Source organism: Acetivibrio cellulolyticus CD2 (assembly GCF_000179595.2).
GTDB lineage: Bacteria > Bacillota > Clostridia > Acetivibrionales > Acetivibrionaceae > Acetivibrio > Acetivibrio cellulolyticus.
Window position 1 is genome coordinate 165,828 of sequence record NZ_JH556653.1, and the last position, 22,701, is coordinate 188,528.

Genomic DNA, 22,701 nt, shown 5'->3' on the forward strand with positions numbered 1-22,701 from the left:
AGGGGAATGAAAGGATGAGGTATGTTATAACGAATGTTGAGACATCAGAAGGATCTCACTGTTTGTACTCAGCTATGAGTTTTGCACTGCAGAAAAGTAATTTTAAATTGTCTGAGACAGATATATACTTTTTGGGTAACGGGTTGAGTTTGTGGTATAATAAGGGCTCGAATTTCAAATGGGTAATACCAGATATCGAAGTGTTGGAAAGTCTGCAAGCTAATTGTGAAATGCCAATATGTTTTTCCTTTAACGTGGATGATGATTTCTACCGCAGGGCTTATCAAGCGATAAGGGAAGACAAAATTGTGTTTCTTTATACATACAGCCAGTATCTTGACTATAGTGATATATATTCAGGCAGCGCAGGTCATGAACACATCATCAACTTGTATGGATATGATGAAGAAGAGGACAAGGCATATGTATCTGATTCCTATTTGCTGGATTATTCGGGGAAAGTGTTGACGTACAATGGTCTTGCGACTTTGAGCAATATAAGAAAGGGTACATGGGGTTGTGCTTGGTTTGATCAGATTCCTGAGAACCAGATTTCCAGAGATAAAATCTTTCAAATTGCGATCGGTTATATCAGAAAATTCTTAACCGAAGAAAAAAATGAACGTGGTGATTACTATACTGGAAGAGCCGCATTTAAAGAGTTTTTTGAAGAATTTGATGAGTTGATGACCTATGATGACAGTTCGTTTAAGGATATAACTCAAAAGATATATTATGATCTTAGAATTGCAAATATAATGCATATCATACATTACTTGAAAAGTTTTGTTTTTGAAAATAGTGCTTATTTCGGCGGTAAAAGCGACATGTTGATTAGCAGCATGGAAAAGCTGTATCTTGAATGGAAAAAGCTTTTGGCTAATATTTATAAGTCAGGGTTCAGCTTGAATAGAAAGAGTTTTCCTGGAATTAAGAGAAAGGCATTTGAGCTTATTGACAGTCTTTCAGCTATTCTTGAGGAAATGATTTAAAGAAAGTTGGTGGTTGAGTTGATTATTAGGATGTTAGAAAAAAGTGATTATGATATTATGTATAAACTATATGCATGCAATATCAAACAGCAGTAGGAACTAACCTTTGAGGTCATGACTTCTACTATTACAACTATCAATTCAACAATAATCAAGCTGACCAAGTGTGAATTATATCCAAATATTTAATTATTTGATTGAATATTTGGATATAATTTGGCTACAACACGCATTGGTGTCCCGCAAAGAAGCGTAAGTAATTTTTCATGCATGCCTTAATTCAACACGTCGTTCCGTGCAGCACTTCATTTTTACCCCCGCATCCAGGGAGCTTCTTAAGCGTAAATCCTGCATCTATAAGGGCTCTTTTAACAGCACCTGCTACAGTAAAGGTTGAACAAGTGCCATAAACTTTAGTCTTTTTCCCGATTTCCATAAGCAATTCAGGGCGCCATATTGATGGATTCTTTTTGGGACTGTGCCCGTCAAGAAACCAGACATCACAGGAGTTTTCAAGCGCATTTACCATTTCGAGAGCTTCTCCTATCCAAAGGTTTATATCAAGTGTTCCAAAGGAGCGCTGTATTTTCATTGAATGCCATCCGGACCTTGTAGTATCAATGAGGCGGTAGGCATTTACAAGAGTATCAATTTCATCACCTGCACGATCTTTAAATTCACTCAGAAGATGAAACATTCTATCCGGGTCCATAGGATATAGTTCAACTGTATTATATTCTATAGAAATATTTTTCAAGCCGCTTTCTTGCAAAAACTCCATAAGAGAAATTACTACCCGCCCAGCACCAAAGCCTGTTTCACCAATTATTAAAGGAGTCTTTGCTTCTATTCCCGCAGCAATACGATCAATTAGGTTGTTATTCCTGAAATAAATCTGCTGTGCTTCGTCCAAGGCACTAACTACATCAAAATAACGATCATCAAAATGTTCATTTACAAGATACGATGGTATAAACATATAACACATTCCTTTTCATAAAAATTTTTATAAAATAATATCAATTAATCAAGCAACTGCACCAGAGTTGATGCTTCTACATCCTTTTTTGTTACCGAAAATTTCTCCCATGCTCTTGACTTCCATCTATGAAACATGAAAATTCCTCTTATCCACTCGTCAATTCCAAAAGATATCCACACACCCACCAATCCTAAATGGAGCTTAACACCAAGCACATAGGACATTGAAACAGCTATTGACCACATAAATACCAGACCAAGGATCAGTATATACTTTGCATCACCTGCACCCTTCAGAGATGAGCCTAGAATTATGTTACAGGCTCTTCCGGGCTCTATTAAAACGGCGATAATAAGTAGTAAGCTTCCTGTTGCCAGTATATTTAGATCATCGGTAAACAAATCCAAAATGAATCGACCAAATATTGCAAATAAAACTGCTACAGATAAAGATATAATAATTGCAATTCTAAGGCTTCTAAGGCTTGTCTTATAAGCATCATCCATTTTACCTGCACCAATCAAACGGCTTACGATTATCTGCGTTCCCTGACCAATTGACAAGGAAGACAACATTATAAACAGCATAAGATTAAATACATAAACTTTTGTAGTAAGAGCGTATGCACCCATTGTACCAACAATTGCAGTAATTACAATTTGTGATATATTATAAGATAATGATTCTCCGGCAGCAGGTCCACCAATTTTGAGAACTTGTGCCAACACTTCTTTAACAGTATTTAACGGCAGAGATACAATATTTTTTATAGAAAGATCTATATCAATTTTCCTAATCAATATAACCATTATAACAATCAGACCGATTAACTGACTAGAAACAGTCGATATTGCTACACCTTTGACTCCTAGGACAGGTGCGCCGAATAAGCCATATATGAAAATGCTGTTTCCGATTATATTTAAAACGTTTGCTGCCATATTTACATACATAGGATATTTGACAAATCCATGGCTTCTTAATATATCGGAAGCGGTGATACTAATAGATGTTATGAAAGAAAAAGTCCCAATAATAGTAAGATATTCACGGGCATGGTCATAGATTTCTTTTTGGAAATTCATAATTCCAAGTATTTTTCCGGCAAATAAAAACAGCAAGAAACTGATTAACAATCCTAATACCGTGTTGAAAGCAATTGATACTATTGCAACCTCAGAAGCTTTTTTATTATTTTTTGCACCTAGATATTGCGAAATTATTATGGCAGATCCACTGGAAACGACCTGAAAAAACAGTATTATAACGGAAACATACTGACTGGATGCACCTACCCCAGCTACTGCATTATCTGAATAAGAACTTAACATGAAGGTATCAACATTTCCGAAAAGGATTCTTAATAGCGATTCGATAAATATCGGCCAAACAAGTGTAAATAAGCCGAACTGACGTGTAGTGTTTTGGGCGTCGTTCATATAAATCAACTCCTGTAATAAATGTTATAAAGAATGAGCACAACAAATAATAAAATTAAAAGTGTGTTTTATAAAGCGGCACTAATTCTTTAAGTGAAATAAATGGAAAGAAATTAATTGTAGATAGATACAATACCGGACACTATTTGAACAAATATATAATGATACATATTGTACTTTTTATGTTATAACTTCAATTTGCTACTTTAGTATAACACGAAAGTTGATATTTTACTATTCACTATTTTATTTTTTATTTCGAAATCTTATGATTTTAAATTTCAAGATGGTGTGTTTACATTCTCATATTGTTTTAATATGCTGGAAGATAGTATAATTGAGTTATAAAGGTTTAGAAAGGAGTGGCAGCAAGGATGTTATTTGTAATAAATGCAATTAAGAGATTCACTCACATATCAATAATTAAAGGTTAATATACAAATAAATAATTAGTTAATGAATATATATGCAGAAGCTTAAGTAATTTTTGTGAGATATTTGAGAGGAGACTAGTACAATGATAAGAAGTAAAAGACTAAACTCAGTATTAGAATTAGTCATTTGTTTAGTATTATTATCAACAGCATTAATTACCCGGCAAGGTAATGTAAGTGCAGCTGCTGATTTCTCAACATCGGGAGGCGGGTCAACAAGCGGTTACACAGTTGGTAACTTTACAGCTGCTTTGAATTACTCAAATTCGCAATTAGCAGTTACTCTGACGCCAAAAGTATCTACAGCTACAACTACTAATCTATGGTATACAAATGTATCTAATCCGACAGCATTGAGCCAGGCAGTAGCAGGATATTCTACCGGTTCAAAGAACTCATCAGGTAATTATGTAGTTAATATTTCAAATCCTTCAATTCCGTCAGACGGCACTATCTATTTGTTCCTAGCAACTAACTCAGGAGATACAGGTTGGGTAAAATGTAATGTTTATGGAGCGATAGATCCAACGTTAACACCTACAGCTACACCTCAAAAAACACCAACACCGGCAATAACTCTTTCGACTCCGGTACCTGAGCCAAGTTCTTTTCCGGATGAGTACATAAGTTCTAATTGGATTAATGAGCTTGGACTTGGAAGTGTGAGAACTTCACCTGTAATTAACTCCAATTGGGCTGAAAATGATGCACCCTCTACAATATACAAAACAAAGAATGTAACAGGAGCAGTGGGTACAAATGACTGGATGAGTTCTGTTCTATGGCTGCCTTTTTCAGAGCCAATTTATGCGCACCCCCTTGCATATAAATTCACCAAATCAGGCCTAAAGATAAGTATGCCTCCAAAGCAGTATTCTAAAGATACTGATGGAGATATTGAGGTCATAAGACGGCTTGATGAAAGTGTACCTGGCACAATAGATTTTACTGTTGGTGCGGAAAGTTTTAATCCTACAGATGCAAGAGCTGATAAACTTGGAGATTGGTCAGCAGATGTAGTTATGGCTGATGGGTCAAAAAGCATAAAATCAACTATAGCACACGGAAGTCCTTTTGCATATTTTACTTTTATTGGGTGTAATCCTAAGGTGGTCTTTAATACTGTTCCCGAGGTGATAGATGAAGGACAAAGTTTGAAGGCCAAGATTAATGGAAAGTATTACGGCTTTTTTGCTCCAACGGGTTCAACATGGAGTGGAATAGGTACTAATACAATTACATGTAATCTGCCTTCAGGAAAAAACTATTTTTCATTAGCAGTTTTACCATCTGAGGAAGCATTTGAATTCTATAAACAGAGGGCATATGCATTTATAGTTGATACGGAGGTTAAGTGGGGATATTACAGTAAAGACAGTTCGGTAGTTACAACATTCAAAGTGGCTACCGAGGTAAAGGAAGGTACAAATACAGATACCATATTTGCATTATATCCTCATCAATGGAGAAGTAATTCCTTGATTAGCCCGTTAAGCTACACTTATGATTCAATTAGGGGTAATATGAAAACGGTTTCAGGTAAGATGTTTCAGACCAGGTATACATATAATGGAATTCTTACCAATATGCCTGGAGTTGATAAAGATGACAACACAAGTATAAATACATTAAAGCAGATGGTAGACAAATTTGAGGCGGAAAAAATAAAGTTTACGCTTGAAACATCAGGCTCAGGTTTTGATACTTACTGGACAGGTAAAACATTAAATGAAATGACTCAAGTATTACCTATTGCAGAACAGGTGGGTGATACTGTTGCAGCAGAGAAAATTGAAGCTGCTATAAAAAGCAAGCTTGAAGACTTCTTTTCAGCTGATTCAACCGAGACTGCGTTCTATGATTCAAATGAAAAGAACAATTTGTTTTATTATAACAGCAATTGGGGTACACTCATAGGTTATGATGCTTCCTATGGTAGCCAGAATGAATTAAATGACCACCATTTTCATTATGGATACTTTATAAATGCTGCATCTCAGATAGCTCTGAGGGATAAGGAATGGGCAAAGAACAGTAAGTGGGGAGCAATGGTTAAACTTCTGATAAAAGACATAGCCAATTACAATAAAAAAGATACCAGATTCCCGTTCCTTCGTAACTTTGACCCGTATGCAGGACATTCATGGGCATCAGGTCACGCAAAATTTACTGACGGCAATAATCAGGAGTCATCCTCTGAAGCAGTAAATGCATGGGCAGGTATTATCCAATGGGGGGAAGCTACTGGTGACAGTACTATTAGGGATCTTGGTATTTACCTTTACACAACTGAAGTTCAAGCAATAAATAATTATTGGTTTGATATCTATGAAGATACCAGAGATGAGCAATATGTAAATGTTGATACATCAATGATATGGGGAAGTAAATGCGTTCATACAACATGGTGGACAAATGATCCTATAGAGGTGCATGGAATTAATTGGCTTCCGATAACCGGTGCGTCGTTGTATCTTGGAACTGACTCCAATTATGTTAAGAGGAACTATGATTCGATTTGGAAGGAATGGAATACATGGCTTACGATAAAGCCTGCAGATCAAAACAGTGATCCAAAGCTCTGGCAAGACATACTGTGCTCTTATTATGCGCTTTATGACCCTGAAGCAGCAATTTCTAAATGGGATGAAAGTGCAACCTCAGAGAGCGGTGAATCAATTGCACATACCTATCACTGGATGCAGAGTTTGAAAACCATAGGATTGCCTGACTTTTCGGTAACTTCAGATACTCCGTTATATTCTGTATTTAAAAACAAGTTAGACAACAAGAAAACTTATGTTGTTTATAACGCTTCGGATGCATCAAAACAGGTGAATTTTTCTGACGGCATGAATTTTACTGCAAATCCGAATTCCATGACAGTTATAAAGGAAGGGGAGTATATTCCTCCTCAAAGTGTAAAATTTGGTGATGTAAATAACGATGGAAGCTTGAATTCTATTGATTATGCTTTGATGAGAAGTTATCTTCTTGGTATAATCAAGGATTTCCCGGTTGAAAATGATTTGCTTGTGTCGGATTTAAACGGTGACGGCAAATTTAATTCAATAGATTTTGCATATATGAGAAGCTATTTACTTGGCATGATTACTGTTTTTCCTGTAGAAAACAATTAATTAGAGTTGGTAAAATGTATATAATCAGATGAATGCCATTAGAATAAAAGAGTTTTAACTACGCAACTAAAATTCTCTTAGAAGTTGTATACAAAATACACAAAATTTAAAATTTTGCTTGAAAAATATGGTGCGTTTAATTATTATTTGATATAATGTTAAAGATATTATTATATACAAATTTTAAATATGAATTTGTATATAATATATTAAGTTGCGAGTGACCCAAATGTACTTATAGTTTTCTCTAAAATGAACAGAAATTAGTAAAAATGTTGAGGAGGATGCAGCAATGAAAGAGTTTGGAATTGATTGTAAATTTAATATCCTTGGCCCAAATAAGCCAGCGTTACCTCAGAAGGAAGCATTAGGGTTAAATTTGAAGCCTGGTGAACATGTAAAGGTGTTTCAAGATGGTATTATAATGAAGGGTACTGTAGTATATGATGAGCAGTTACCTCAAATGTATCAGTGGTATGTAAATCTTGATTGATTTGTACAAGAGAACTTTAGTTATGTAGTTTAAAGAAAAGAGAATTGTTATAAAAGTAAAAAGGAAATAAATATTTAACGACAAGAGAGTTGGAGTAGGGACGTTGCTAAGAGCAATGGCTCTACTCCAATTTTATATGTGAGGACCAGCAATAGTAGTGTAATAATCTTAATGCTTATGATAGTATATTGTTATAATTGTTATAAAAATTATATGGAAATATTGGAAGGAAGAATTGATTGTGAATATACAGATTTTCGGTGCAAAAAAATGTTTTGACACACAAAAGACAGAGCGGTATTTTAAGGAGAGAAAAATAAAATATCAATATGTCAGTGTACATGAATACGGATTAAGTAAGGGAGAATTTGAGAGTGTTAAAGCTGCAGTGGGTTTAAAGGATTTGATTAATGATAAGGCAAAAGAGTATAAGTCGCTCAATATGCAGCAGCTTGGAGTAGGCAGTGTAGCAGCAGAAGTTCTCTTTAAGAACCCGAAGCTTTATAAAACACCGATTGTTAGGAACGGCAAGCAGGCTACTGTGGGGTATCAACCGGAGATATGGAAGGATTGGGAGTAGCTTTTTGGCTATTAAGTAAGACTATAACATCATAAAATTGTGGCCATACAGTGAACCTTATGGAGAATAAAATCTATATTAAATAGCAGGAGATTCTAAATGGAAAATAAAAAAACATCATCAAATGGAGTTGACATATTTTATTATAAGCAGCCTAATACACACAGTATATGTATATCACTGTATGTAAAGGCTGGAGTGCTTTATGAAGAAGATAACTTTGGAATAACGCATTTTTTGGAACATATACATTTTCGAAGACTGGGTAACAGAACTCAAAAAGAATTATATTACCAGATTGAAAGTATTGGTGGATATTTTGGAGCATGCACTGCCAAAGAATTCATACAGTTTTACTTTACAGCGAGTCCAAAGTATTTTTCTGAACTTGCCACTATTGCTTCTGACTTACTTGGTGAAGTTGAAGCCAATTCAAAAGAATTTAATGCGGAGAAGAGAATTATTTTAAGTGAAATAAGAGAAGATAATCAGGGGAATGATGTCGATTTTTTAGCAAATAAATTTATCTGGAAGGACACAAATTTACAGAACCCAGTTTTGGGGTCTATTGCTTCGGTTAAAGGTATTACGCTAGAGGATATTAGAAATGAGAAGGAAAAAATATTTACAAGAAACAATATCTTTTATTATGTTACTGGAAACTTCTGTGATGAGGATATTTTAACTCTTAGCAAAGAAGTTGAGCGTTACAGCTTAGATAGCAGAACTGATAGGGAAAATGGCAATATTGCTAAAATACCGGAGAATTTTATGAATCGTGATGCTTTTGTTAAGCTATCACAAAGAAAATATTTCATGCATGATGTTAAAATTTCTTTTGATGTTGATTTTACAAAAGTTTCACGGCTTGAAATGATCTATCTGGACAGCATTTTGACAGATGGACTGTGTTCGCTTATAAGAGCGGAATTAATTGAAAAGAAAGGTTTGACGTACAGTTTTTCATCTACAATTGAGGAATACTCAAATATAGGTATTTACAGCTTTAATTTTGAAGTATATAAAAGTAAGCTGTATGAAGCGGTAGAAAGTTTTGTATCGGTTTTTAAGGGTGTTAAAAAAGAAATTTCCGAAAAGGATATGCAAGCAACCAGAGTATTTAAAACAGATAATCAAATGGGGATGTTGGATGATCCTGAAGGCTTGAATTGGACGTTTGCATATCAAAACCATATAATAAATAATAAGTATTCAGATATATCCTCATTGGCCGAGGAGTATAGGCAAATAGCAAAGGAACGACTGGTAGAGATCTCTAATCAGATATTCACAAGAAATAATGTTGTGCTGGTGAGCATTGGAAATAAAAAGGGTTTATCGGAAGAAAAGCTGCATGGGATTTTGGCAGAGCTATAGCTGTTATTTATGAGTTAGATTAATGTATTGAAATAGATCTGCTATGGATTAACTACTAAATAAGTTATAGACTAAAAATACAGAAATGCAGGGGAGGGAAGACTAATTACCTGGTACTATTGCTTCCAAACCCTGCATTCTTTATTTCTCAGAATCTTAATTACTAGATAAAAGCAGCTGATTAGCTATTTTCGAATATGTTGGAAATTCCACCAAGAATCGAGCCCTCATCTCTGGATTTTGAAGGGCTGGCGGATATAATACGGCCAGCAAGTCTGCTAAATGGAAGAGATTGCAGCCATACAGTTCCAGGACCGGTCAGTGTAGCAAGAAACAGACCCTCTCCTCCAAAGATTGCTGATTTAATCCCTTTTGCAAGCTGGATATCATAATTTACAGTCCTTGTAAGGGCAACAAGACATCCTGTATCTAAACGAAGTGTTTCGCCTGGACGGAGTTCTTTTCTTACGATTGTTCCCCCTGCATGAACAAACGCCAAACCATCTCCCTCAAGCTTTTGCATTATAAAACCTTCCCCGCCGAACAAGCCTGCGCCGATTTTTTTATTAAAAGCAATTCCAACTGATACACCCTTGGCTGCACAAAGGAATGAATCTTTCTGGCAGATAAGTTCCTCGTTAAACTGTTTTAAATCCATGGGAATGATTTTTCCTGGATAAGGAGCCGAAAACGCGGCTTTTTGTTTGGTTGAACCACAGTTGGTGAAAATGGTCATAAAGAGACTTTCACCTGTAAGGAGTCTCTTGCCGGCAGTAAGAAACTTGCCCATAAGACCTCCGGAATTACTTTTTTCAGAGCCATCACCAAAAATGGTTTCCATCTGAATGCCGCTTTCCATATACATCATTGAACCGGCTTCAGCTATAACACTTTCCTGAGGATCAAGTTCTATTTCAACTAACTGCATTTCACTACCAACAATTTCATAATCAATCTCATTGCTTTTTAGACTCATTTTTCTATCCACCTTTCATTTTTTTATATGTTAAATTATATCAATAATTATAATGTATGTGTTAAATTTTTAAAATTTACATGAAATTGATAAAGCACTATTTTTTGATAGCAAAAAACTTTATGTTAATTTTTTGACCATAAAGTTTAAATTGTGTAACCATTTTTATTATTACTAATATAATGTAGTATAAGCGATCAAAAGATAAAAAATGGGTGATTTACATGCTGATTATATTATTTCATAGAGGTTAGAGTAAAAAAAGGAGGTTTTTATTATGTCTTGTCATGAAAATGAGCATGAACACGGACCTAAGATTGAAGCAGGCCAGATTTTAAATCCTGACTGTTTTCCACCACCAAATGAATTAGTTTGTATACAAGTACCAAAGGTATTTGATCAGGTAGCATTGAGAGAATGTGTTACTCAATGTGTAAAGATTAAAAGATGCGGTCCGGAAGGACACGGTCCTATCGTATTCGAAGGGATAACTGATTTTGATATAGTTGAAGTTAAAGTAATATCAAAAACAGAATCCTTATCAAGACCGGGATTTAAAAAATTAAAACTGTTTGTGAAAATTGCATTCAAGATTCACTACTCTGTTGGCGGCCACCATGAGACTGAATATGATGAAGCAGCTTTTAACCTTACAGTTAATGAAATCTACTGCCCAAGCTGTGTAGCACAGGTTGGAGTAATAAAGGCACCAGAACATCATTGTGATCATGAGCATCAAAAAACTCTTGACGTTGACGGTACACTTATTAAAGTAGAAGCGCTGGCTGAAGCATTTAATGACGCAGTTTGCCAGGAAACTGGTGTGTTGACTTTTGACATTGGTGCATTCTTTATAGTTAAATGTGAATGTATAGTTCAGTTGTTGATACCTGCATACGGATATTGTCCTGTTCCTCCGGAACAAATTAATCCTGCTAACCTGAACTGCAGAATATTTAACGATAGAACAAGGACACCGTTCCCAACCAAGTTCTTCCCTGATCAAAAGTGGAACCCTCTTGACAGAAACGAATAGATAAAAAGTAAAAGAATGCAGAACTGCTTTTTAGCGGTTCTGCATCTTAAGTAATAAGTGAAATATTGCTTCCGCTTTTTTGCAATGTAAAGCTACATTTTTGTGGAGTGAACAGTATGGTAAACTATTATGTAGGGTTGGAATCAAGATCATATGCCTTCTTACTGGAGCGTAGGATGAAAATTGAGGGAATTGAATGTGAAATCTCCTTTGTGCCAAGAGAAATAATGAATGATTTATGTAATATGGGAGTGAGATTTGGAGAGAGCGTACTTCCAAAGGCAGTAAATTTGCTCAGACAATGCGGCTTACCGGGGTGCAGATTGTATAAGGAGATTGTAGAGCCGGATGGGTTTAATTACTTTGAATTGCAAATATAAAGTTAACCAAATTGTATGAATTGAAAATTAAGGGGACTATAACAAATACCAAAAGTTTTGTTACAGTCCCTTAATTCTAGTCGGGGTTCTTATCCCACCAATCCCTGTTTTCCTTATACCAGCGTACTGTTTCTAATATTCCGTCGTCAAGGTTATATTTATGACCCCAATTAAGGTTATTCCTGATTTTATAACTATTAACAGCGTATTGCAGCTCTTGCCTTTCAGATGTGCCTGTTGTTTCAAATTGATCTTCAGATTTTCCTAAAGTTTTTAATATTTTTTTTGCAAGTTCAACATCTGAAGCAGCTATTCCTGAACTAATATTATATGTCTCTCCGTCTCTGCCGTAAAATAATATTCTTATCAAAGCCGTGCAATGGTCAAGAACATGTATCCATTCACGTCGGATATTGTTTGCATCTTCATTTAGGCGGACTGGATTGTTTAATATTGAGTTTTTTATACATGAAGGTACAAATTTATCTATGTGCTGATTCGGTCCATAATTGTTGCAACATCTGCTTATAACGGCAGGAAAACCATAATTATTAGAAAAGGATTTTACAAGCAGATCTGCGCTGGCCTTAGAAGCTGAATATGGATTTTCAGGCATTACAGCCGAATCTTCGGTAAAGTAAGTATCTTTTGCATTAACAGGTCCGTAGACTTCATCGGTAGAAACCTGTATAAACCGATTACCTTCGAAATTATTCTTGCCCCAGAAATAACGAGCGCTGTCAAGCAGTGTAAGTGTTCCCATAACATTAGTTTCAAAAAATGGAGCAGGGTTAATGAGACTTTTCTTAGGGCAGGTTTCGGAAGCGAAGTTAATTATGTAGTCAGGACGGTGTCTTTTAATTATATAATTAACAAGATCCTGATTACATATGCTGCCTTTTACGAAATGGTATCTTGGTGAACGTTCTATTTCTCTTAAGTTATTCATATTTCCTGAATAGGTTAGATTGTCGTAGTTTACGATTACATAACTTTTATTGCGTCTTAAAAAGTAATTAATGAAGTTACTACCTATAAATCCTGCGCCGCCTGTTACCAACAGCACTTTCATATAAATCACATCCCTAATACTATTCCATAATTAATGGAAAATGTTAAAATATTATGTTGATTATATAATTTTATACTTATGTATACTTTATTATATTCAGTAAAATTTAAAAAGTGATAGGGAATAGCTGAAATATTAATTTGGATTTTTAATGTGGTGCCCAAAGATATTTTACAGATATTTTTGGGCCGAATATACTTGAAATAGTATAATTTTGTAGTAGAATAAGAATTATCAGAGTCTTATCATTAATTCTGTTATTAGACAATATTTTGGAGGTATAAACGATGAAGTTGGCCAGGAATCTATCTATCACATTAATCTGTATTATACTTGGTGTTATGCTGGCATGGCAATATAGAAGCATTTTGCATAACAGTAAAAAGCAAAACTTACCGAATGTTAGGGTGGAGACTTTGAGAGATGAACTTATTGTTCAAAAAGAGAATAATGAGGATCTGATGAAAAGAAATGATGAGCTTCAAAAACAGATTTCCAAATATGAAAACTCTCAGGGAAACTTAAATCAAGTAGAGAAGAATCTGGAGTCTGAACTGGGAAGAGTTAGACTACTGGCTGGTTTAAGTGAGATTGAAGGTGCAGGAGTAATTATAAATTTAGAGTATGTTGGTGAAAACTCTATTTCAGAAACTGCCGTTTTAAGTTTAATAAATGAGCTTAAGGCATCAGAAGCTCAAGCTATATCGATTGAGGGTGAGCGAATTGTTGCTATGAGCGAAATCAAAAAAGCAGGTGATTATATTGTAGTAAATGGTAAACAGATGTTGGCGCCATTTACGATAAAAGCCATAGCTGATCCTGAAAAGCTTGAAAATTCATTAACAATGCTTGGAGGAATGGTAGAAAATCTCGAATATTTATATAGCGTGAAGGTTACTATTGAGAAAAAGGATAGTATTACTATTCCAAAGGTTAGGGATGATGGTTCTGTTTTAAAGTATGATTTGCTGCATACTAAGGAATAGCTGAAATATTACTTCGGACTTTTCACGCAGCTAGATTGTGAAATTATAGCCGAAGTTATATTTTCAGCATTCCTAAAGAGCAAAATAATAAGTGATAATGAATTTTATTTGTTTTTATTGAGATTTTTCAAATATTCTGCCGTTATATTGGCAAAACCTGAACCTGGCATCATTGGCAAATTAGTAGTGTCCTCATGTTTGTAAACTTCTGAATTATTAGGGAGATTCTTATTTGGAGTTTCAGGCCTGGTATCGATAACTTTATACTCAGTTGGGTTTTGGATATTCCTCAATTTGTCTAAAGTGTCAATATGATTTTCCATACTTACCACTCTTAAAGCTAAATCTATAAAGCTATCCTCAAGCTTCTTTAAAGATTTCTTTATTTCGTTTATATTTTCTGATAATAGATTTATGCTGTTTGTAGTAAATGATTTTAAATCGGTAAGATTAGTATTTTCAGTTGATTCGGGTATATTTTTTTCGATTTCTTTTTCGGGCTCTTTGTTTACGTACTGCCTTCTGTTATTATATGAATACATATTTAAACCCTCCTTTATTCACATTATATTAATATATCAAAAAATTATGCCGGAAATGTTGAAAAGGCGGCACGATATAATTCATGCCGCCTTTTTTGGAATTACTAGTATTAAAAGCTTGTTTATAATTTTACTTTGTTACATCAAAGGAGTAATTCATTCCTGAATTATTATCCCAATTATTAGCGCAATCCTTAAAGCAAACATTAAGTGTGTCAGCCTTTAAAACTGGAACTGTCGTTTCAAAACCTGTATCCGTCCTCAGCATAGGATAATCTGATTCATTGTCCCAACTATTTCCGAAGCCTATACGAGCATATACATGAGAAGCACCGCTTTTTGACAAAAGACCGTCATACATAAGAGTAATATTTTCGCCAGCTGTAGGTATTGCAGGTTGTATTATTACACCGTTTGACATGTATTCTTTATTATTGCTTTTACTAACTCTAGGCATATTTAAAACCTCCGTTTACGATTTGATTTTAAAAATTTTGTACAGATCTATTATTTGCACAAAATTAAAAATTAATAGAGGCAATAATGTTATATGATGGATAAACTGGATAGGACAAGTATATAATAAATTAGATTGACCAAAAAATGAAGAAAATTACAAAGTTGAATAAATTTAAGTGAATTAAAGTTGCAAATATTACAAATGCTTTACTGTAGGAAAGCCAAAGTTAAGGAAATTCTATGATTTGTTGAGAATTTGAATAATGGTAAAGGTTACCTGGTTTTTGATTGGGAAATATAAGGTAGATTATTTTTGCTTTTTATAAATAATTGTATGATAAATGAAAGGATGAATTGAATGAAAGCGGTTATCATGGCAGGAGGAGAAGGTACTCGATTAAGGCCTCTTACCTGTAACAGGCCGAAGCCGATGGTGCCCATAGTAAACAAGCCTGTAATGGAACACATTATTGAGCTTTTGAAAAAATATAATATAAGGGATATAGCTGTTACATTGCAGTATCTACCGGACATTATCAAAGAACACTTTGGTGATGGGGCTGAGTATGGAGTAAATCTAAAGTACTATGTAGAAGAAACTCCAATGGGCACTGCAGGAAGCGTTAAGAACGCGGAAGAATTCCTGGACGATACATTTATAGTAATTAGCGGGGATGCGCTGACAGATATTGATTTAAGTAAAGCCATAGATTTTCACATGAAAAAACAATCTATGGCAACTTTGGTCTTAAAGAAGGTTGATATTCCACTGGAATATGGAGTTGTTGTTACAAACGATGAGGGAAAAATTATAAGATTTTTGGAAAAGCCAAGTTGGGGAGAAGTGTTCAGTGATACTGTGAATACAGGAATTTATATACTCTCGCCAGAAGCGTTAAAGTTGTTTAATAAAAATGAAGTATTTGATTTTAGTAAGGACCTTTTCCCAATAATACTAAAAGATAATAAGCCAATGTATGGTTTTATTACAGATGAATATTGGTGTGATATTGGAGATTTAAGGGCATATTGGCAGGCAAACATGGATGTTCTGGATGGAAAAGTGAATGTAAACATTCCGGGAAATCAGATAAGGGACAAGGTTTGGATTGGGGATGGATCGAGCATTGAAGATGGTGCAGCAATTCAGGCTCCTTGTGTAATTGGAGCAAACGCCAGGATCAAAAGTAATGCTATTTTGGATAGTTATTGCGTTATAGGCGATAGTACCCTTATATCTGAAAGAAGCAGTATAAAGAAAAGTGTAATATGGAAAGGCTGTATTATTGATAAAAACGTTGAAATCAGGGGTACTGTAATTTGCAATAAGGTGAATATAAAAGAACAGGCCTCAACCTTTGAAAATTCAGTTATAGGCTGCGATACAATAATAATGGAAAAAGCTATAATTAAGCCGAACATTAAAATTTGGCCCAATAAGATGGTTGAAGAGGGAACGGAAGTAAATTCAAACCTTGTATGGGGCTCCAAATCTATCAAATCAATTTTTGGGCAAAGAGGAATTGCAGGAGAAATTAATGTCGATATAACCCCGGAATATGCTTCAAAACTGGGGGCAGCTTATGGTGCAACTTTGAAAGGTAAAGGTACCGTTGGCGTTAGCTGTGAGGAGTCGAATGCTGCAAAAATGCTTAAGATATCTTTTGTATCAGGTTTGATGTCAGCGGGGCTAAAGGTTATGGATTTAGGTATACTTCATCTGCCGGTTTCAAGATCTGCCGTTAGATTTTACGGGGTTGATGGAGGTATTCACATAAGTACTTTAAGTGTGAATTCGGGAAGATTACATGTCGATTTTCTGGATAGGAATGGCAGCAATATAGATCGGGCAATGGAAAGAAAAATTGAAAATGCTTTTGCAAGGGAAGACTTTAGCAGGTGCGAAGGCGATTTAATAAAAGAGCTGGAAGTAGTACCGGATTTTACTTCATTCTACTTAAGAAACATAGTAAATAATGCAAAATCAAAAAAATTCGATTACAAGATTGCATTGAACTCTCCGTCTAAGTTTATACTTGGCACTGTATCCGGTTTGTTAAAAAGTCTGGGATGCAGGGTGGAAGAGACAAACCTGAATCTCGATAACTTAAAAAGAATGAAGGACAAGAACGACTCAAACGAACTGACCTACTTTGCAAGCATGGTTAAGTTGGGTGATTTCGATTTTGGATTATCGATAGAAGATACATCTGAGAGAATGATGCTGGTGGATAATAAGGGACGAATAGTAAATGAAGATATGTTTACTGCTCTAGTGTCATTAATACTCTTTAAAACTATTGAAGGAGGTACAGTAGTTGTACCTTTATCTACAACTCACGTTGTAGAAAAGCTTGCAGAGGAAAATAACGGTAAGGTAATAAGGACAAAGACATCTCCACAGGATATTATGAACAAAATACTTGGAAATGAAGTAAAAGCAGAGTCACTTGAACAGTTTAATTTCCATTTTGATGCTATTGCAGGTTTGGTAAAAATAATGGATTTTATGAAGTCCAATAACTATAAACTGGTTGATTTGATTGCAATGATTCCAGATTTTCACACAGATGAGAAAGAGGTAGAATGTTCCTGGAATGCAAAGGGCAAGGTTATGAGGCAAATAATCCAGGAAAGCGATAACAACAGTATAGAAACTTTGGAGGGTGTGAAAATCTTTAAGGATGGGGGATGGGTATTGATATTGCCTGATGCAGAACAACCTGTTTGCAGGATTAAAAGTGAAAGTTACTCAGCCGAAATTGCACAAGAATTGACCAATATTTATGCAAATAAAGTTTCTGAAATAAGCAGAAGTTAGAAATAATATAAAACATAAAATTGTGATGGTTTGGTACCATCACAATTTTTAATATTACGCTCATTAGTTTTGTATTAAAAGCTTAATCTCCGTATGCAGAATCATATTCTTCTTCGATAAATGGCTCAAAGTAGAAATCAATATACATAATAGCTCCTTTATTGTCATCAGAAGTAAATGCAGCTCTAAATTCAAATTCAGTTTCTTTAAGCCTGTCTCTTGCATCTTTATTTAATGGAATATTTGTGGCTCTTTGAATGCCATAGGCAGAAAGCTTTTCCAGAACCCAATTATATTCATCCATATCAATTACATCCATGCATGGAATTTTGCCAGTTTTCATTTCACTAACCATTTCTTTGATTTCACCGGTTTGAAATCTTACTTGATAAAACATAAGACAACCCTCCATTTCAGCTAAAAATACCTGCTGTTTATATTTCAGCATAGATTACTTTAAGCGATATAGATATAATATACCACAATCTAATATGTTTAAAGCAAAATTATCAGGAGCTGAATTTACCAATTTTTAGATAGGAATGTTGATTTTGTCGAAGGGAACCATTAGGGGGTCCCCATCGAACAAGAAAAATTATAAGTTAAGAAAAAAGTAAGATAATACTTCCACTTTTTACGAAGCTATTATAAATAAAATAAGCCTTAAACATAGATGGAAGCTATATTTCGGCATTATTGTTAAAGCTCTCCTGGGAAACTGGGGTATACAATTTATAGCCTTCCTCATAATCTTTGACTGCGTCAATGAATAAAGTATCATTGCTTCTTTTGAATAGCGTGAATACTATATCATCCATATAGTCATCAAAGTAGGTAGTGATAAGATAATATTTTACCCTAATATCTGTTAGGCCCTTAAAGAAATTTCTTGCAGGTGTTAGCCCTATATCTGCTATAAAGCTCAAATCGTTTGCAACTATATCATAATTGGAGCTAGAGCGTAGAATATACATATTTCCGACTTCAGTTGAACTTGACGTAGTAATATCTAAAAGTGCCAGTTCATCCTGAATAAGCGCCCTGCATAAAAAATGCCTAGTGCTCTCATAATTTGCTTTTTTATATTTTTCGCCAAAAATGTCTTCCTTAAAATCTCTGATTGTTCTTTTTAAAATTACTTCTTCCTGAAGTATTAGCTTGTTATCAAGAAGAAAATCAAGAAAATGTATATCTCTGTCTCCGCCACTGTCAGCTTTTGAATTATCAAGTATGTTTTCAAGTGACACAGTTGTTTCTCTTTTAGTAAGCTTCTTCATAAGTATATCGCTTTCCAATTTTATCACCTCTAGACTTTACTGTTTTGTACACATATTTATTATATCCATACTTTTAATTAATTCTCCAATTCAGAGACAAATACCAGCTGGATATTTTTTTCATCAAATTCAGGCAGCATTTCTATAATTGCCTGTGCTGTTACTTTGCCGCCTTCAATTCCTACATGCCCAATAGCTATAGACTTTCCATCCTTTAATGCTATTGCACCTGCTTTTCTTAATTGTTCCTTTACATGTTCTTTTGAGGTTTGACCATCAAGGAAAACATTGCGTTCATAGAATGCAACAGCTTTTTCGGCGGCTATTTTTTTTGCAACAGATTTTGCGCTTGTTTTGCTGTCAAGAAAGTATATGCCATTTTGTTTTATTATATCCAGTACATCAGACATAATGCGGTCATTTGTGCTGATTTTTGAACCCATATGTATATTGGCACCGACTGCATAGGGAACATTTGTGAGCGCTTCGGAAGTTATCTCATATACTTCGGTATCACTTAAAGTTGAAAGTATGGGCTTTGGACCAAGCCAGCTGATTTTACCACTAACTGGCTCCATTGGCAGATGTACTATTACTTCAAAACCCTTTTCAAAGGCATCCTTGGCGTCAGACTGAGAATAAGTCAGAAAGGGCATTACAGCAAAAGTTAAATGTCTGTTTATTGACATCATTTCTTTTACACCATTTCTGTCCTGGCCGAAATCGTCAATAACTATCGCGATTTTTCCGGCAGGTTTATCTGATTGTTGTAGTGGTACTCCACTGTAGGCATTTAGTGATCCTACCTTGGATATATTTGTGAAGTATACGATACTTAAAGTTAAAAGCAGTGAAATTACAGAAAAGAGCTTTAGTGAATTAATAATTTTAGACTTTTCCAAAAGAATTATATGAGTTTTTTTCATGATGCACTCACCTAGATAAACAATATCTATGATTAGTATACTAAATAAGATGTTCAAAATATTACATAATTTTACGAGCTCCAGCACTTGAAATAGTTAAATTTTATAGTAGAATTAGAAATGGGGTATAGGAAGGGGTGTATCCATGAACAGCAAAGATAAAAAATATATATTTATGTTTATATTCATGTTCCTTGGAGTTATTGGTACAGTGCAGTTTAAAAGTATATTAAATAATACAAAGGAAAAGCCTTCAATGGCGTATGAAATTGAAAACATTATGAAGGAGCTTGATTCTGAAAAGGCCATTGGAAATGAACTTAGAGAAGAAATTGAATTTAATTCGAAGAAGAAGGAAAGCATTCTTAAAACTTTTTCCAGCAGCAATGATGACGGCTTATTAACTACTAAATGGGAAGAGGCAAAGCTTTACGCAGGGTTTACTAATGTAAAAGGCGATGGCGTGATTTTGACTCTAAACGATGCAAAGGAAAAAAATCCTATTAAGTCAGAGTATAGTTTATTACATGATTCGGATATTTATGAGGTGGTTAATGAACTAAAAAAAGGTGGAGCTCAGGCTATTTCAATAAATAATGAAAGAATAATTTCAACAACAGAAATTATGTGTGCAGGACCTACAATTCGTGTTAACAAAAACAGATATGCGGTTCCATTTGAGATTAAGGCTATTGGAGATAGTAAACGCCTATATTATACTTTTATTGAGAGTGAAATTTATAGTGTTTTAGCGTACAATAATATAAGAGTCGATATAAAGGAAGCTACTGGCATTGAGATACCCAAATATAATGGAAATGCGGATAATTTGGTTAAAGGTCTGGAGGTAGTTGACAAGTGAAGCATACTAAGACCATATCAATAACATTAATATGCATAATATTGGGAGTTGCCATTGCTTGGCAGTATAAAAGCATTTACAACAATAATAAGACTGCAAGTGTTCAGAGTGTGACACTGGAAGATTTAAAAGATAAACTTATAATTGAAAAGAAAAACAATGATGACTTAAGGGGTAGAAATGAAGAATTAAAAAAAGAGCTAAATGCGTTTGAAGCTGCAAAAGGCGACATTGATCTTTATGAGAAGAACCTTAAAAAAGAGGTAGACAAGGCTGAGATAATTGCAGGTTTTACCGATGTTAAAGGTGCTGGAATTGTTATTACTGTTAAGGCTACTGATTTTGGTATGGTTCAATCCCGTTATATTTTACAGCTTGTTAATGCGCTTAAAGCAATCGACGCAAAAGTAGTTGCTGTTAATAATGAACGAATAATATCCATGACAGAGATTTCGGATGGGGAGAACGCCATAGTTGTTAACGGAATTCCTATGAATGCGGATAAACCTTTTGAGATAAAAGCAATTATTGAAACACAAAAACAGGATAATGCCATAAAAATGTTGGGAAATATTCTTACTAACTTGAAAGAATATTATTATCTTGACTTGACAGTTGAAAAAGTAGATAGTATTACAATACCCAAGATAGAAACTAACAGGTCTTCTCTGGATCATGATTTACTCACAATAGAGAAATAGATTATTTCACATTTCTAGTGGTTATTTTTTAAACTAAATACTTATATAAATAATATAGGCCTTAAATAATGTACTAATGATACACTTGATTATCGCGTAGGAACTTTCTGCTTTGATTTAACTAGTGCGATATGAGTAAATTCCTAAGTACAGCATTTAAGGTTTTTTATTATCGTTTTAGGAGGAGTTGGGAATGAGGAAGAAAATATTGGTTTTATTCCTGCTGATATTTGCTTTAGTTACAATAAACGTTATAAGTAGAGATGTGGATAACAGTTTAAATTTACCGGATTTAGGTGGTGCGTACTCTGCAAGCTCCGATGATATTGACTTTAGTACTGAGGTTACCGGGATGCTCAGCGAAGGTGTTATAGAAGAAGTAATTCCGGAAGAGGTTTTTGTAGATGTTAACACAAACGGTGAATTTAGCAACAATCTACTAAGATGGGGGATACTGAGAAAAGGTTTTGGGAAAATCCCGGATGCTGATCCGGGCGCTCCAGGTTTATTGAAAAAGTATGGAGCAGTATACTTGGGTGATACGAGTAAGAATTTGGTTTATCTTACTTTTGACGAAGGTTATGAAAATGGATACACTCCAAAAATTCTGGATGCTTTACGGGAAAATAACGTCAAAGCTGTGTTCTTTGTAACAGGGCCATACCTGGCAGAGCATCAGGACTTAGTTAGAAGAATGCTTGAGGAAGGTCATATTGTGGGAAATCATTCCATACACCATCCTAGTTTGCCTACCGTTGATGACAAGGCACTTGAGGAGGAGATTTTGGGCCTGGACAGAGCCTTCTTTGAAAAGTTCGGCAAGCATATGCAATTTTTAAGGCCTCCAAAGGGTGAATACAGTGAGAGGACTTTGGCAATAACGCAAAAGTTGGGCTATACAAATCTATTTTGGAGTTTTGCATATGACGATTGGTATAGGGATAAAATTCGCGGACCTCAGTATGCATATGAAAAGGTAATGAACAATCTGCACAACGGAGAGGTTATTTTACTTCACGCGGTATCAAAGGATAATGCAGAAGCCCTTGATATGATAATTAAAGGTGCAAGGGAAAAGGGATTTGAATTCGGTGATCCCATGCAATTGATTTCGTCTCCCTGAGGGAAATGAAAGAGGCAAAACAAAGGGGCTCGATGCCACTGGTAACTAATACATACTGTTTACATAGATTATATGGGTAATGTGAATGCTTTGTGAGGGAGAT

General features: G+C 34.8%; 21 protein-coding genes. 12 read left to right on the top strand and 9 right to left on the bottom strand.

Going from position 1 to position 22,701, the window contains the following annotated elements; genetic code table 11:
• Positions 1-14: 14 nt before the first annotated feature.
• Positions 15-992, top strand: a complete 978-nt coding sequence (locus tag ACECE_RS0203085) for a BtrH N-terminal domain-containing protein (protein ID WP_010244016.1) — start codon at positions 15-17, stop codon at positions 990-992.
• A gap of 280 nt (positions 993-1,272) precedes the next feature.
• Here the strand turns inward: ACECE_RS0203085 and mnmD are convergent, their stop codons facing one another.
• Positions 1,273-1,971 carry a tRNA (5-methylaminomethyl-2-thiouridine)(34)-methyltransferase MnmD gene (gene mnmD, locus ACECE_RS0203090; RefSeq protein ID WP_010244017.1) on the bottom strand — a complete coding sequence of 233 codons (699 nt, stop codon included), beginning with the start codon at positions 1,969-1,971 and terminating at the stop codon, positions 1,273-1,275.
• A 44-nt stretch (positions 1,972-2,015) separates the two neighbouring features.
• On the bottom strand, positions 2,016-3,413 hold the full coding sequence (locus ACECE_RS0203095) for an MATE family efflux transporter (RefSeq protein WP_010244018.1): 1,398 nt from the start codon (positions 3,411-3,413) through the stop codon (positions 2,016-2,018).
• Positions 3,414-3,930: 517 nt separating this feature from the next.
• Between ACECE_RS0203095 and ACECE_RS26410 the strand changes: the two genes are divergently transcribed.
• The 4 genes from ACECE_RS26410 (at position 3,931) to ACECE_RS0203115 (ending at position 9,437) form a co-directional block, all read left to right on the top strand.
• A complete protein-coding gene (locus ACECE_RS26410; protein WP_010244019.1) occupies positions 3,931-6,987 on the top strand; it encodes a glycosyl hydrolase in 3,057 nt (1,018 codons plus the stop codon).
• Positions 6,988-7,279: 292 nt separating this feature from the next.
• A complete protein-coding gene (locus tag ACECE_RS0203105; protein ID WP_010244020.1) occupies positions 7,280-7,480 on the top strand; it encodes a hypothetical protein in 201 nt (66 codons plus the stop codon).
• Positions 7,481-7,721: 241 nt separating this feature from the next.
• A complete protein-coding gene (locus tag ACECE_RS0203110; protein WP_010244021.1) occupies positions 7,722-8,060 on the top strand; it encodes an arsenate reductase family protein in 339 nt (112 codons plus the stop codon).
• Between the two features lie 99 nt (positions 8,061-8,159).
• Positions 8,160-9,437 carry a M16 family metallopeptidase gene (locus ACECE_RS0203115; protein ID WP_010244022.1) on the top strand — a complete coding sequence of 426 codons (1,278 nt, stop codon included), beginning with the start codon at positions 8,160-8,162 and terminating at the stop codon, positions 9,435-9,437.
• A gap of 181 nt (positions 9,438-9,618) precedes the next feature.
• Here the strand turns inward: ACECE_RS0203115 and ACECE_RS0203120 are convergent, their stop codons facing one another.
• Positions 9,619-10,413, bottom strand: a complete 795-nt coding sequence (locus ACECE_RS0203120) for a TIGR00266 family protein (RefSeq protein WP_010244023.1) — start codon at positions 10,411-10,413, stop codon at positions 9,619-9,621.
• Positions 10,414-10,690: 277 nt separating this feature from the next.
• Between ACECE_RS0203120 and ACECE_RS0203125 the strand changes: the two genes are divergently transcribed.
• Positions 10,691-11,449 (top strand): hypothetical protein, encoded by a 759-nt coding sequence (locus ACECE_RS0203125; RefSeq protein ID WP_010244025.1) that lies wholly within the window; start codon positions 10,691-10,693, stop codon positions 11,447-11,449.
• 116 nt (positions 11,450-11,565) lie between these two features.
• Positions 11,566-11,829, top strand: a complete 264-nt coding sequence (locus ACECE_RS0203130) for a DUF3343 domain-containing protein (protein WP_010244027.1) — start codon at positions 11,566-11,568, stop codon at positions 11,827-11,829.
• A 76-nt stretch (positions 11,830-11,905) separates the two neighbouring features.
• Here ACECE_RS0203130 and ACECE_RS0203135 read toward each other — a convergent pair whose 3' ends face one another.
• Positions 11,906-12,901: a dTDP-glucose 4,6-dehydratase gene (locus ACECE_RS0203135; RefSeq protein ID WP_010244029.1), complete on the bottom strand. Its 996-nt coding sequence runs from the start codon at positions 12,899-12,901 to the stop codon at positions 11,906-11,908.
• A gap of 287 nt (positions 12,902-13,188) precedes the next feature.
• On the opposite strand from ACECE_RS0203135, the gene ACECE_RS0203140 reads away from it, so the two are divergent.
• Complete coding sequence (locus tag ACECE_RS0203140) at positions 13,189-13,887, top strand: DUF881 domain-containing protein (protein WP_010244031.1); 699 nt, start codon at positions 13,189-13,191, stop codon at positions 13,885-13,887.
• A 104-nt stretch (positions 13,888-13,991) separates the two neighbouring features.
• On the opposite strand, the gene ACECE_RS0203145 is transcribed toward ACECE_RS0203140, so the two are convergent.
• The gene (locus ACECE_RS0203145) at positions 13,992-14,429 is read right to left on the bottom strand and encodes a hypothetical protein (protein ID WP_010244033.1); all 438 of its coding nucleotides are present in this window, start codon (positions 14,427-14,429) and stop codon (positions 13,992-13,994) included.
• A gap of 130 nt (positions 14,430-14,559) precedes the next feature.
• Positions 14,560-14,886 carry a carbohydrate-binding protein gene (locus ACECE_RS0203150; RefSeq protein ID WP_010244036.1) on the bottom strand — a complete coding sequence of 109 codons (327 nt, stop codon included), beginning with the start codon at positions 14,884-14,886 and terminating at the stop codon, positions 14,560-14,562.
• 360 nt (positions 14,887-15,246) lie between these two features.
• Here ACECE_RS0203150 and ACECE_RS0203155 point away from each other — a divergent pair, with 360 nt between their 5' ends.
• A complete protein-coding gene (locus tag ACECE_RS0203155) occupies positions 15,247-17,709 on the top strand; it encodes a mannose-1-phosphate guanyltransferase (protein ID WP_010244038.1) in 2,463 nt (820 codons plus the stop codon).
• An 82-nt stretch (positions 17,710-17,791) separates the two neighbouring features.
• Here the strand turns inward: ACECE_RS0203155 and ACECE_RS0203160 are convergent, their stop codons facing one another.
• The 3 genes from ACECE_RS0203160 to ACECE_RS26415 all read right to left on the bottom strand — a co-directional run bounded on the left by ACECE_RS0203160 (position 17,792) and on the right by ACECE_RS26415 (position 19,912).
• Positions 17,792-18,106 (bottom strand): hypothetical protein, encoded by a 315-nt coding sequence (locus ACECE_RS0203160; protein WP_010244040.1) that lies wholly within the window; start codon positions 18,104-18,106, stop codon positions 17,792-17,794.
• Positions 18,107-18,389: 283 nt separating this feature from the next.
• The gene (locus tag ACECE_RS0203165; protein ID WP_010244042.1) at positions 18,390-19,004 is read right to left on the bottom strand and encodes a hypothetical protein; all 615 of its coding nucleotides are present in this window, start codon (positions 19,002-19,004) and stop codon (positions 18,390-18,392) included.
• A 59-nt stretch (positions 19,005-19,063) separates the two neighbouring features.
• Positions 19,064-19,912 (bottom strand): divergent polysaccharide deacetylase family protein, encoded by an 849-nt coding sequence (locus ACECE_RS26415; RefSeq protein WP_010244044.1) that lies wholly within the window; start codon positions 19,910-19,912, stop codon positions 19,064-19,066.
• A 145-nt stretch (positions 19,913-20,057) separates the two neighbouring features.
• Here ACECE_RS26415 and ACECE_RS0203175 point away from each other — a divergent pair, with 145 nt between their 5' ends.
• The 3 genes from ACECE_RS0203175 to pdaA all read left to right on the top strand — a co-directional run bounded on the left by ACECE_RS0203175 (position 20,058) and on the right by pdaA (position 22,598).
• Complete coding sequence (locus ACECE_RS0203175; protein ID WP_010244046.1) at positions 20,058-20,774, top strand: DUF881 domain-containing protein; 717 nt, start codon at positions 20,058-20,060, stop codon at positions 20,772-20,774.
• Positions 20,771-21,475 carry a DUF881 domain-containing protein gene (locus ACECE_RS0203180; protein WP_010244048.1) on the top strand — a complete coding sequence of 235 codons (705 nt, stop codon included), beginning with the start codon at positions 20,771-20,773 and terminating at the stop codon, positions 21,473-21,475. The genes ACECE_RS0203175 and ACECE_RS0203180 overlap by 4 nt, the downstream gene beginning before the upstream one ends.
• A 193-nt stretch (positions 21,476-21,668) precedes the next feature.
• Complete coding sequence (pdaA, locus tag ACECE_RS0203185) at positions 21,669-22,598, top strand: delta-lactam-biosynthetic de-N-acetylase (protein WP_010244050.1); 930 nt, start codon at positions 21,669-21,671, stop codon at positions 22,596-22,598.
• Positions 22,599-22,701 lie beyond the last annotated feature (103 nt).